Here is a 12517-nt window from a genome sequence, read left to right as displayed (position 1 = left end):
CAGAACGGATCCGACGACAGCCAGGGTGCTTGGGCGGTCAAACCCGGTTCCGCGCGTTTTCGGCATGCCCCTCTGAAACACCGTCGAGGCCGGCGACATGCGGCAGAACGAAACCTTCCGGGAGATCAAAGCGAAACCCCAGCCCGGAACATCGGGACCGCCGCTTGCACCCTGAACGGAGCGGACGGGACCAGAGTCGGACGTTCTTCTGTGGTTGCCACCCTGAGCGCAAGGGCAATTCCTGCCGGATTCGCAATCGAGTGCGCACTTCTGTCAGACCTTTGATGTGCGGCGTTGTCAGAAGCCGCTGCGCCCATGGCAACAGCACCTGGCAAGGTGATGCTATCGTCCTTGAAAATACCAGTCATCAGCTTTCCAGTTTCGCCTCATGTGAATTGCAATCCAAAGTGGAGGAAAACTGGATACTGTGACCTGAAGAACCCCTTTGCCCATGGCCCCAGCTGCGATTGCTATTGGATGCCGTTGGCGCGCTGCAATGCCCTGACATAGCTGATGATGCCCTTGACATCGCCCTGTGTCAGCCCCTCGACAGGTGGCATGTTGCCGAACGGCCAGTGGTGGCTCTGAACGCCATTCGCCACAGCCATCTGAAATGCATAATCCGCATGATGGCTGGGTTCGTAGATCCTGTGAATTAATGGCGGGCCTGCGCCGTCCTTCCCCAAACCGTTTTCTCCGTGGCAAGCCGCACATTTTGCGTCAAACGCGATTTTGCCCAGAGTTTCCGCCTCACTCAGAGGCGGAATATTGATCTCCGCTCCGGCAGGAACAGGTTGGGACGGCTGAGGGCGCATCCAGATCGCAAACGCCGCAACGATTGCAATTGCGGCAAACGCGGCAATGTATTTGTTCATGGTGGGTTCCGTTTCAGATGTTGTCGCGCGGGCCAAGAGAGCATCAAGGCCCGCGCGGGTATCAAAGGCTATTTCAATTCAATGACAGTCAGCTTGCCGTTCACCCGGTCAGCAACGAACTCGATGTCCTGACCTTCGGACATCCTTGAGATCATCTCCTCGTCGGCACGGAAGACCATCGTCATCGCGGGCATATCCAGATCAACGAGTTCTTCGTGGATGATGGTGACCTTGCCGGCCTTTTCATCGACCTTCTTGACGGTGCCCCTGGTGAAGGTTCCGGCCATCGCCATCGACAGCGCGGCCGCCAGGATTGCCACGGTTGCGGCGCTGATTTTCAGAAGTTTCATGTCCGATCCTCAGGAGCCTTGTTTGCCAACATCGAGCGCACCGTGCATGCCGGATTCGTAGTGCCCCGGGATCAGGCAGGCGAACTGGAACCGCCCCTCATTTGAGAAGGTCCAGACGATTTCGGCGGTTTGACCCGGCTCCAGACGGGCGGAATTGGGGTCGTCATGTTCCATGTCGAACTTGGCCATCATCGCCTTGTGTTCTTCATTCTTCTCATAGGTATCCATCACGAACTCATGTTCGAGCTCGCCGTTGTTGGTGATGATCAGCTTGACCGTCTCACCCTTTTCAAAATCCAGCGTTCCCGGTTCGAACAGCATTTCGCCGTCGTCGGTTTCCACCATCGAGATTTCGACCGTGCGGGTCGCGTGGTGGTCATCGCCAGGTCGGCCGATTTCCATTTCATTTCCATGTCCGCTACCATGGGTTCCACCGGCAAATGCGGGCGCGGCCAGCGCCAGCGCGATGGCGGTCGTGAGAAGTCGTTTCTTCATGATCTGATCCTGCTTGTTTGGTTGCGTTTGGGTTGATGAGACAAGAGGCCCGGTCAGCCCCTTGAAGTGGTTTTGGGCGTGATCCGGGTTTTGGCATCGTGAACCTGCGCGAAATCGGGCAGCTCCCCGGTCCATTCATAGGCTTGGGTTCCGGGCGGATTTTCATACCAGCCGGGATCCGAATAATCGTCGGCTCCGATTCCATCACGGACCTTCACGACCGAAAACATACCGCCCATCTCAATTGGGCCGTATGGTCCCCAACCGGTCATCATCGGCACCGTGTTGTCGGGCAGCGGCATCTCCATCACACCCATATCGGCCATCCCGGCGGTGCCCATCGGCATGTATTCCGGCTGCAATTCGCGGATCTGCCTGGTCAGTTTGCGCTTGTCGACACCAATGAAGGTCGGCACGTCATGACCCATCGCATTCATCGTGTGATGCGACTTGTGGCAGTGGATTGCCCAGTCGCCGAGATGGTCCGCAACGAATTCATAGGCCCGCATCGCACCCACAGGGATGTCGATGGACACTTCCGGCCATTGCGCCTCGGGTCGCACCCAACCGCCATCGGTACAGGTCACCTTGAAGTCATAGCCATGCATGTGGATCGGGTGGTTGGTCATTGTCAGGTTGCCGACCCGCACCCTCACCCTGTCGCCCCGATTGACCACCAGCGGGTCGATGTCCGGGAAAATCCGGCTGTTCCAGGTCCAGAGATTGAAATCGGTCATCGTCATGACGCGCGGCACATAGGTGCCCGGCTCGATGTCAAAGGCGTTGAGCATGATCAGGAAATCGCGATCCACCGGCATGAAGGACGGGTCCCTGGGATGCACGACGAACATGCCCATCATCCCCATCGCCATCTGCACCATTTCATCGGCATGCGGGTGGTACATGAAGGTACCGGATTTGATCAGGTCGAATTCATAGACATAGGTCTTGCCGGGCGGGATGCCCGGATGGCTCAGACCGCCGACCCCGTCCATTCCCGAGGGCAGGATCATGCCGTGCCAATGCACCGTGGTGTGTTCCGGCAGCCTGTTGGTCACGAAAATGCGGACCCTGTCGCCTTCCACCGCTTCTATGGTGGGGCCGGTCGATTGCCCGTTATAGCCCCACAGATGCGCGATCATCCCCTCAGCCAGTTCACGCTCGACCGGTTCGGCAACAAGGTGGAATTCCTTGACCCCGTTGTTCATCCGGTGCGGCAGGGTCCAGCCGTTCAGCGTGACCACCGGGTTGTAGTCCGGCCCTGTTGTCGGGCGCGTTGGCGACTGGGTTGCGGCACTGTCCATGAACGCCGCCTCGGGCAGCCCCATGTTGGCGGTCTGGCCCCAGGTCTTTGAAGATACCAGCGCCGCTCCCGCGGCTCCGGCACCCAGCAGTTGACGTCTGTTCATCATTGTATCAGCCCTTTCAATGTCCTGCGCCGCCACCGGCCGCGATTGTCATGCCGCCGCCATCGCCCGCAGCACCGGACCCGCCGCCATAGATCGCAGCCGTCAGATTGGCCTGCGCCATCCAGAAATCACGTTTGGCATTTGCCGCCTCCAGCGAACTGGCCAGCTTTTCGCGGACATCCGTCAGCAACTCGAACGTGTTGGTGATCATGCCGTTGTAGCTCAGCAGCCCCTCTTCCTCGATTGTGGTGCGCAGAGGCACGACCACATCGCGGTAATGGCGGGCAATCTTGTAGGATGAATGATAAGACACCTCGGCGCTGCGGGCCTCAGAGCGCACATTCACCGCCTTTTCCGCCAGTGAATTCGCGGCCTGCATATAGGCCAGTTCGGCCTTGCGCATCCGGGCCTGACCGGTGTCGAAAATCGGAATTGCAAACTCCAACTCGATCTGTGGCCGGGTGCTGGTGTCGGTGTTGCCGCCCTCCCGCTCACGCTCGGATTCAAACCCTGCGATCAACTCCAGATCGGTCACCAGCCGGGTCTGATCGGTCAGCCCAAACGCACGCGCCTGCGCCTCCAATCCGGCCTTGGCGACTTTCAGATCCACCCGGTTGGACAGTGCCGCCGCTTCGATCGAAGACACCCGCGCCAGAGATTCCGGCAGGCTTGGCAGAGCGTCAGGGACAAAATAGTCGACGTCGCTGCCCCATAGCCCCATCAGGCGGGTCAACTCCTCTTTTGCAAGTGTCGCATCCAGCCGCGCCCTGGCGACCTGTCCCGCAAGTTCAGCATTGAACGCAAACTCGCGCGCCTGCCCAGCCTTGTTCAGCGCCCCGGTCCTGCCCAGTTGCTCGGCCAGTTCCGCCCCGGCCCCTGCCGCTTCACCAGCCTTGCGCAAGAAGCTCAGGGTTTCGAATGCCGCCACGGCATTGATCCACGCCTGTCGTGTCTGGTTTGCCAGTAACAAGGTGTCATTGACGGCGTTCAACTGCGCCTGTTGGAACCGGGCGTCAGCGACCGCGATCCGTTGTTTGCGGGTTTTGACATCCAGCAAGTTGAACGCGATCATCGTCTCAAGGGTCTGGTACAACCCCAACTCGGGCGCACCGACGCCAAAGAGCCCAAGCGAAACGACCGGGTTCTGCGGCGTTGACTGCTGCCAGACCTCGGCTGCCGACAACCCGACATTCGCGTAGGACGCCTGCAACCCCTTGTTGTTCAACAGAGCCGCCTGCACAGCAGTGTCCGCTGAGATGGTCTTGCCTTGCACCATGCCGCGCACCTCTCCGGTCAGCGCGTCATTTTCGGCCCGTGTCTGTGCGAAAGCCGTTCGCTTGCCTATCGCGCCACTCGTCTGGGTGGAAACATCCAGGAACCCGGCCTTGGTATCGGTGTATTTCGTCGGCACGTGCGGCGCACAGGCCGCCAGCACAAGCGGCGTGATCAACAGTGCCGGCCATTTGATTCCCGCCATCAATTCGCCTCCGACTGCTTGTCATTCGCAGCCCGCCACGAGGCGGGACCAGACGGGACATAGCCCTGATAGCCGGCAAACGGCTTCTGATAGCCGACAGCGGACGAAGAAGAGGATGGCAACGTCGTTGCCAGTTGCGCCGCACTGTCCGGCAACGGCGTCGGCTCGGACGAGCACGCAGCAAGCGCCAGGGCCGAAGCCCCGAGCAAACCTGGAATTTTCATGGATATTTACCTGAGAACTATACGAGGATCGTCAACGTATAAACGTCGACCTGGTTCAGCATCAGGGCCGCGTGGCCCTATGTCTCAGATACTTGGGGGACGCAGAAGCCCGTGCGCTTCGCGCGAGGTCAACGTCTGCAAAGGCAGTCCGAAATGAGCATCCTGCCGATCAGATGTCGCGGTGGCAACAGCTTCAACCAGATATGCCGCCGAACACATGGCCGAACAACAGTTCAAGCCATCATCTGTCGAAACGTCGTTCTGTTTCGATGACGTACAATCAGCCGGCTTGGTCTTCGCGTGTTCCATCACCGCATGTCCATCCGCAGGTTCAACAGCAAGGTTGCCGCCATGATGGCCCATCGCGGCATGCACCGCAGAAGTGGTGGAAAAAACCAGCGCGCAAAGTGCCACCGCCAACAAGGCGATCTGCAAAAGTCGAGTTATGGACACAGGTTTGCGCACAGCTGCTTTGTGCCCGTCGAAACACCAACGGTCAAGCGCCTTCCTCCTCTGGGCAGATAGCTTCCTTGCGATCTGGAATCAGTGAACCCCGGAGACAAAATGGACAGCGGGATCGGCCGGATGCTCTGACCGTCGCGGGGTAAAATTCCGCATCTTGTGCCTGAGGCAACGAGCTGAAGGCAAGGAGATGTATATTGTGGAGCTTTATAGCCGGATGCGCCTCCTTCGCCGGGACGGACTCTACCTCAAATTGGAGGAGGAAACGCGCCTCAGGTCAAAGGGACGGTCACAGCACCAGAGCCGATATCGAGCGCGCGAAAGGAAATGGCCGATACATCCCGGGATAAGTTACCTGATCAACGGCGGATCACGCCTCGCTGAGAAACGCTCCGAGTAGCAAGGCCAGAGAACCGCCATCGGTGCCGTCGGGGTCGGCGACATCGTCGCTCTGCGGCAAGACCGACGAATCGTCCGGTCCGAGCCAGAGGGGCGAGATCATGCCAAGCCCGTTTTGCTGCAAGAGGTCCGAGATCAGATCGAAAGCGGATGCCGGCCGCGCCAGCCGCAGAAACTCCGGCGTCGGAAGACCTGCGGCGTCCGTCCGGGTGACACCGAGCTTGGCGGCCATCAGGCCCTGCCGCTGCGTCTGGATCTTGGCGCTGTAGCCCTGGGCCATGGTCCGGTCGAGCGAGGCAACCGCGGCGCTGCCATCGAAGGTCATCCCGCGGCGCCGCAGATGCGTGGCGCCGGTCATCGACCAGATGTCATCAACGATCACGTTTGTTGTCGGAAGCACGGCATGTCGGCCCGGAAATCCGCGCGGATGGAACGCGGCAACGCGTCCCGGTGCAGCCGTGGCGAGCATGTTCACCGCCTCTTCCCGCTGGGCGATCGCCTGACGGACGAAGGGCGCCGGGACGAAATCCGTCTCGCGCGGCGTTGCAATGACAACCTTCAGATTGGGCTGCGCGCCAAGCCGCGTCGCAAGCAGATCGATCAGATCGATGTTGTGCGCCGCGCCGCCGCCTCGCGAGGTCCTCGCGAGACCAGCGGTTTCGATGTAGACGAGTTCCTCCGCCTCGCTGAACGCACGGGCGAGCGACCATAGCGCATCGCGACTGCCATGGGTCGACAGGAAATACTCGCGGCGCACCTCGTTGATGAGCCGGTCCTCGTTGGCGACAGTGATCGAGCCTGCTGGCGACGGGATGCCCAGACCTGCCGCGATCGCGTCGAGTAGGTCGTCGAACGTGATGGGGGCATTGGAGGCCAAGGGGGTCGTATTTGGCAGGAGCGACAGTTCCGGGGTCTCGCACACCGCTGCCACGGTCTGCAGCAGAGCGCCCGAAGAAGTCCCCGGCGGCGCCGGCGTACCGCTTGGTGCGGGTGGGTTCATGTTGTTTCCACCGGACATGACAATCCAGCCGGGCGACGTACCAGGCGGTGCGCCGCCCGGCAGCGGCAGGATGGGTTGCGCGCGGCGGACGGCATGGCGCGCAAGATCGTAGCCGAGCGCACCGTCCACGCGAACGCCAGTCGCATGGGTGTCCGGGCCGGCGGGGTTTCCGGGGTTGCCGTCGCGGTGGCGCGCCGAAACCGAGCCACGATCCCACCGGACGCCCGACAGGACCGCGTTCCAGTCAAGCCCGTCCGACAGATTGGCGGCATTGCCGATCCCCGTGACGATGACCGATTCAAGGCGCCCCATCGTGGGCATACGCGGTCCTTCGCGTGGCTCGCTTTCCGAGGCAAGGGCGCGGACCAGATCAAGTGCGGTGCTCGGCCCGCCGCCGGGAGCGGTTGACCTTTCGAGACCGAAAAGCGGCGCGAGAGATATGCCCTTCATCTGATCCGGGATCGCCGCCATGCGGTCGAGCACCGGGGCGAAAATGTCCGGAGGAACGGCCGCGGGTCCTGCCGCGATATCAACGGTCCTGGCGCCAAAGAGGCGCCGGGGTCCGGTCCTTGGTGTGACCACAAGGTCGAAGACCAGGTTTGCGGGTGTCGGTTTCGGATCGCCGGGCGCGAGACCGAGCGGGTTCTGAACGAGGACGGTAGTGGGAACACCACTCGCCGCAACGGATGCCCCCCCGTCGCCGCGAATGAATGACGGCGCTTCGCCAATCGACTCGATCAACTGGAACATCTGCGGGTAGATGCGGACGGCCGCGCCGTCCGGTACGGCGTTGGCGGCGAGGGTCACAACCACATCCTCGCCGGAGGTCCATGCGGCCGTCGCTCCGGTCAGCACGGCGCCGGCGGTCCCTCCGGCAAACCCGGCGGCGGTGTTCGGAGCCGGAAACGCGGGCCAACGGGCTGCGGCACCGGGTGCTGCGGGCGTTCGCACACCGTCCTCGATCCGGGGCGCGACGGCGAAAACGAGGGGCGCGCCCGGCGCTCCGTTCAGGCGGGCGAGCACCTGGTCGCAATGGGCAAAAAGATCCGGCCCCGACAGAGGATAGTCGATGGTTACGCCGTCTCTGACCTGCGGTTTCAGGTCGTTCGGCATATCGCCGTCCTCGGCGGGCACGCCGCGTTCGGCCGCTTCGGTGCGGTTTCCGAGCAAGTGCCAGTCCAGATCGACCGCGTAGGCGCGAAAGAACTCGCGCCCGAGCGTGACGGGCGACGCCGGCTGGCTGAGGGGCCCGGCATCCATCGTCCCGCCGGTTGCCCAGCCGATCCGGAGCCTGTCGGCGGCCCCGCTGCCCGAGCCTGCGAGAGTCTCGTTCGCACCAAGGCTAACGAGACCCTGCGCGTCCGGCGGTCCCGCCGGATTGTCGCCGGAGTCGCGTTTCTCGACACTCGGCCCGCCCGTGACCGGCGCGAAGACGCGGCCGTGAAGGTCCGTCACCTGCGCCACGACACCGGAAGCGAGCCCCGCGATCGATGCGACGCCGCCCGCGCCGCCCGTGCCCGCGCCGCCGGAGTGATCGAGCGCCGGAAAGGCGGCGACGAGATCGGCGAAGATCGCCGCCACGGCAATTGGATCGATGATCAGGCCGCGGTTGTCATGAAAGCTCATGGGTTCGGTGCGCGGCAGCGCCTCACCCGGTTCGTAGGTTTGCGGCGAACGGTCGGGCGCCGGCACCGCGCCGGTGAAAACCAGGGCCTCCGGCACCAGGCGGTGGTGCGGCTGACCGGGCGCGGCAAAGCGCGCCATCAGCGTGTCCAGCCGCGCAACGGCCTGGGGATGAAGCCGGAAAGCCGCAACCGGCCCGGCGATGGGCGCTCCGTTGACATCGCGGAAAACCGCACCGTCGTCGAGATATTCCAGGATCCCGCGATAGGGCGCCGCCGCATTGCCGGACGGCGTCAGCCGCAGGGTCGAGGGGTCGAAGGCCGGGTTGGCACCGCCCCATGTGTTTGAGAGCTTGAGTCCGGTGATGCCCAACGCATCAAGACCGTTGTCTTGAAGCGCCTGCGCAGCAGCCTGTGGGGTAAGCGTGAAAACTCCGACCATGCGCGCTAACCCCGCGTCTTTTGCGTGACGGTGCGACCGTCAGGCGTAATGATGTCGAATTGGACCGCCGAGAGATCGTCCTGCGCAAGCACGGCCAACGTGGTCACCCCGGGGCTGCCTTGCCTTACGATCGAATAGCTGCCTTCGGGAAAGTCACCGAGCCGTCGCACCGGCACGTCGGCAATATCGTCCTCAAAGACGAAGCGGTCGCGTACCGGCTGGAATTGCGACCGGGGCCGCGCGACACCCAGATCGCGGACCGGACCCGGCGTCGGCCGGAAACGCGCCCCCAGCAGGCTGATCGGCGAAGACCTCAATGCCGTGATCAGATCGCGCTCGGGCGTGAGCGTCACGCGCACCCGGTAGGACAACCCGGCGAAGGTGCCGAGAGGTGCGTCGGTTGTCACGGAATAGATCGTGCCCCGCCCGGAAATGGTGAAGACGTCGATCGGCGTGAGGTCCGGAAGCGGCAGGATCGAACCGCTTTCGATGGTATGAAGGCGTTCGGTCACGCGACCGATGGGGTCGATCAGACGGACGGTGACGCTGATCTGATCGCTCGGGTCGTTTCGGTTCACGAAAATCCGGTAGTTGCGCTCGAGCCCGTCCGCGACGCGCCAGACGCCGTTGGCGTTGGCAACGGGCGTCTCGCTCATCTCGGCCAGCGCCACGGGCTTCCCGGTGATGAACAGCGGCGACGGGTCGCCACGCCGGCGGATCTCGACGCTCATGCGATGGGCTCCGACCGGCGTCGGCGGCAATGGCACCGGCGCGTTGAAATCGAGCAGAACATCGCCGGCATCGCCTCCCGGCCACGACGGGGTGAGCAACGACAGGGGCGGCGGATCGGGCGGCGGCACCAAGACCGGCACCGCGGGCGAAGGCCGTCCACGGCCCTTCAGGACACCGCGCAGGGGATCGTCCTCGGACCACGCCACGGCCCGATACCACAGGTAGCGCCAGCTTCCCGCGGCGTTGTCCTCGCCCGAAACGGTGTCGATCCATGTGGCGCTGCCGTCCGTGCCTTCGGTGACCGTCCAGGGCGCGGAAGTGGCCGTGAGTTCCGCGATGGGAAGACCCATGCTGTCGAGCATCCGCGCCGCATCCGGCATTCGTGTGCGATAGATGTCGATCCGTTTTGGACGCGCGCCCGATCCCCCCCGCGTGCCGATCCGCAGCCGCGCCGCAAAGCCGCCCGGCCCTTCGACCCTTTGCGCCTCGATGGTGGGCGGCGCGGGTGCCGCGATCTTCGGAGCGGCGAAGGGGATCAGCTGCTCGTCCGCATCGGGCCCTGACGGCCACGGCCCCTCGACGCCCCCGGCGCTCTGCGGGATTACCACGAAGAGATGGATGTCCTGAGACCCCCGTGGCAGCGCCACGTCCAGGCTGTCGCCCGTCAGAAGCTCGTCCCGGACGCGGGTGAAATCGGTTCGACGCGGGGTCGATGCAAAGGCCGCCTTGAGCGTGGTCAGGCGTTGGGACAGGGTATCGCCCGGACCCGGTCCGGGAAGATCGCGGCTCGCCAGCATCTTCGTTTCGGTGCTGGTGTAGAGGATGTAGCCTTCAGCTCCGCTGACGGGTTGCCATTCGACGATGGCATGACACTGACCGCGGGCGTCAGGCAGGCTTGCAAGGCGCACGATATCCACGACCTGTGTCGGACGGGCGCGGGGATCGGAGGCATAAGCGACCTTTGGATCGGCGGGCCATGCACCGACCCGGCCCGGTGCGATCCGCTCCCGCAGCCGCGCCTTGAGCGCGATCCCCACATGAGGGGTGCCCGCGTAGTTGAGTGAAAAGCCAGGGATCGTGACCCGATACCGGCGGGCATGGCCCTGTGTCGCCTGGCCGGGGGCGACTTCCTGTGACCCCTGCGGGTCGAGACAGATCACGTTGCCAAACGCGATCTGCGGTGTACTGCCGGTGAAGGTGACCTCCACCGCGGGCGCCGGCCCTCCGAGGGATTTCTGCACCCCACCGGGCAGGCCGGCGGGCGGTTCCTCGTGGCGGGTGGCCGCCGCGAAAAGTCGGGCCCGGAAATCGATCCGCGCCACCGAACGCACCCGCCAGTCCACCACCAGTTCGACGAGGAGGTCGGCGGGGCATATCGTGCCCGCCCCGGTGTCCACAGGGCGGAGTTGGACGTCGATGAGGCGGACCGGATCCGGAAGCGGTTGCGCGGTAGAGAACGGTTTTGAGACCCAGGGGCTCCAGATTCCAAAGATGTTCTGGGTGGCGACGCCGTACTGGGCGCTGACCGTGCCGGGATTGTTGGGAATCGGAAAGTCGCCGTCGGATGCGCTTTGGCGCGGGTATTCGGGATCCTTCCGGTTTTCGTTGTTGCCGATGACCATGTGGCCTGCGGCCTTCGGGCGCTCTTCCATGAGCGGTGTCGCGAAAGTTCCGCTGCCGGCTTCCGCCCGTCCGACGGCAAAACTCGCGACCGGGCTGATGTTCGAGAATGGCAGGCGTTCCCAACTCATGCGCGCCGAGGATTTCCACGATCCGTCGCGGTTGGCCGGGCGCTGGTGCGCAAGGAAGTGGACTTTCATGTCGGCGGGCGCGGGCGGGTGCAGAACGCGGGCCGGGCGCGGAATCAAGGCGGCGTATTCGACCTCTTTCGACGTCCCGTCGAGTCCGTTTGCCCATCGGCCCGTCACCATGAAATCCCAGTCGCTGACCGTAGGGTCGTCGAAGAACGATGTCGCTCCGAAATGGAGCGGTGGCAGGTCCAGCATCAGGTTCGGGTCCTGGAACAGGTATCCTGTTCCGAACCCAAGCGTCACGGCCTGCAGCGGGTCTGTTGCCGCCGCCATTTGCAGGAGCTTGATCGGCGAGACCTGCGCTGTGCCGTCTTCGGCCGGCAAGCTTTGCCCGTTCGGGTTCTCGGGCGGCCGGATGATCAACTCGGTCAGAAATTCAACCTGATCCGACGGTGCGTTGTGCATCGCCTCGTGCAGCATCGGAAGAACGTCGGCTTCCGCGTCGGCGATAAGATCGGCGGCCGACGGCAGCTGCCATTGCGGCGCCAGTTGGCCGCCGGGGAACTGAAGGCCCCAGCCGTAGGGATTAACCCCACGGGCGTATCGGTGCTGGGCAGCGAGCTTGGCATCGGTTTCAGCGCCGACCATGCCCTGCGGAACACCGTGAGACTGACCGACAAGATCGCTCCAGTCACCTTCGTCAACGGGCAGGCCGACGGTTTCCAGAAGCTGCCAATCGTCGATCTTCGACATGGCGCTGACGGGAAGACCGCGGATCTGGACCGAAGACTGATTGCCCATCACCAGGACGCTGGTGATGTAGGGTGCCCGGAAGGACACCAGTTGTTGACCGCCGCCGGGGATGGCCACGGCTTCGCTGCCGAGCATGTTCTCAAAGCCGATCCCGTCTGCAAGCGGGATCACCACCGAGTTGGCCGGTGCACCGGAACTGCCAAGAATGACGTGGATGACCGCGCAGGGTTCCGAAAGCTGGTAGACGGTACCAAGGGGCGGCATGGAATACGCCGTGACGGGGATCTCGGGCGGTTCCTGCGTCAGCGGCATTGCGGGCCGTCTCCAGACCTTGAAGGGTTCCGACGGCATGCCGATCCGCGGATTCACCGACCATCGCAAATAGATCGCAACGTTCAGGTGACCAAAGTCTTTCAAATCAAGGTCGGGAAAACCCGGCGCGCCCACATGGTTCTTGATGAGCGCCCCGAGCGTGATGAGAGCGCCCCGCGCCATGAACCTGTTGGTATTGAAGATCCGTGTCATG

At 63.4% G+C, this 12517-nt stretch carries 9 protein-coding genes; all 9 read right to left on the bottom strand.

Annotated features, from left to right (window positions below):
* Positions 1–470: 470 nt before the first annotated feature.
* The 9 genes from QO034_RS14520 to QO034_RS14485 all read right to left on the bottom strand — a co-directional run bounded on the left by QO034_RS14520 (position 471) and on the right by QO034_RS14485 (position 12516).
* A complete protein-coding gene (locus tag QO034_RS14520; protein ID WP_284486253.1) occupies positions 471–875 on the bottom strand; it encodes a c-type cytochrome in 405 nt (134 codons plus the stop codon).
* A 68-nt stretch (positions 876–943) separates the two neighbouring features.
* Positions 944–1225, bottom strand: coding sequence for a copper-binding protein (locus QO034_RS23290; RefSeq protein WP_321170013.1), 282 nt, complete (start codon positions 1223–1225; stop codon positions 944–946).
* A gap of 9 nt (positions 1226–1234) precedes the next feature.
* A complete protein-coding gene (locus QO034_RS23285; RefSeq protein ID WP_321170012.1) occupies positions 1235–1720 on the bottom strand; it encodes a cupredoxin domain-containing protein in 486 nt (161 codons plus the stop codon).
* A 53-nt stretch (positions 1721–1773) separates the two neighbouring features.
* Entirely contained in the window at positions 1774–3132 is a 1359-nt protein-coding gene (locus QO034_RS14510; RefSeq protein WP_284486252.1) for a multicopper oxidase family protein, read from the bottom strand.
* A gap of 13 nt (positions 3133–3145) precedes the next feature.
* Positions 3146–4606 (bottom strand): TolC family protein, encoded by a 1461-nt coding sequence (locus QO034_RS14505; protein WP_284486251.1) that lies wholly within the window; start codon positions 4604–4606, stop codon positions 3146–3148.
* Entirely contained in the window at positions 4606–4830 is a 225-nt protein-coding gene (locus tag QO034_RS14500) for a hypothetical protein (RefSeq protein WP_284486250.1), read from the bottom strand. The genes QO034_RS14505 and QO034_RS14500 overlap by 1 nt, the downstream gene beginning before the upstream one ends.
* Before the next feature lie 84 nt (positions 4831–4914).
* Entirely contained in the window at positions 4915–5295 is a 381-nt protein-coding gene (locus QO034_RS14495) for a hypothetical protein (RefSeq protein WP_284486249.1), read from the bottom strand.
* Positions 5296–5662: 367 nt separating this feature from the next.
* The gene (locus QO034_RS14490; protein WP_284486248.1) at positions 5663–8755 is read right to left on the bottom strand and encodes a phospholipase D-like domain-containing protein; all 3093 of its coding nucleotides are present in this window, start codon (positions 8753–8755) and stop codon (positions 5663–5665) included.
* A gap of 5 nt (positions 8756–8760) precedes the next feature.
* Complete coding sequence (locus tag QO034_RS14485; protein WP_284486247.1) at positions 8761–12516, bottom strand: hypothetical protein; 3756 nt, start codon at positions 12514–12516, stop codon at positions 8761–8763.
* Between the last annotated feature and the right edge of the window lies 1 nt (position 12517).

This window comes from Sedimentitalea xiamensis (assembly GCF_030164465.1).
GTDB lineage: Bacteria > Pseudomonadota > Alphaproteobacteria > Rhodobacterales > Rhodobacteraceae > Sedimentitalea > Sedimentitalea xiamensis.
This window is presented reverse-complemented; position numbering and strand designations above follow the sequence as displayed.

What these genes read in the sequence shown, in the direction of transcription:
- QO034_RS14505 (WP_284486251.1), bottom strand. Translation starts at nt 4,606, where the DNA reads ATGGCGGGAATCAAATGGCCGGCACTGTTGATCACGCCGCTTGTGCTG.
- QO034_RS14485 (WP_284486247.1), bottom strand. Translation starts at nt 12,516, where the DNA reads ATGACACGGATCTTCAATACCAACAGGTTCATGGCGCGGGGCGCTCTC.
- QO034_RS14500 (WP_284486250.1), bottom strand. Translation starts at nt 4,830, where the DNA reads ATGAAAATTCCAGGTTTGCTCGGGGCTTCGGCCCTGGCGCTTGCTGCG.
- QO034_RS14520 (WP_284486253.1), bottom strand. Translation starts at nt 875, where the DNA reads ATGAACAAATACATTGCCGCGTTTGCCGCAATTGCAATCGTTGCGGCG.
- QO034_RS23285 (WP_321170012.1), bottom strand. Translation starts at nt 1,720, where the DNA reads ATGAAGAAACGACTTCTCACGACCGCCATCGCGCTGGCGCTGGCCGCG.
- QO034_RS23290 (WP_321170013.1), bottom strand. Translation starts at nt 1,225, where the DNA reads ATGAAACTTCTGAAAATCAGCGCCGCAACCGTGGCAATCCTGGCGGCC.
- QO034_RS14490 (WP_284486248.1), bottom strand. Translation starts at nt 8,755, where the DNA reads ATGGTCGGAGTTTTCACGCTTACCCCACAGGCTGCTGCGCAGGCGCTT.
- QO034_RS14510 (WP_284486252.1), bottom strand. Translation starts at nt 3,132, where the DNA reads ATGATGAACAGACGTCAACTGCTGGGTGCCGGAGCCGCGGGAGCGGCG.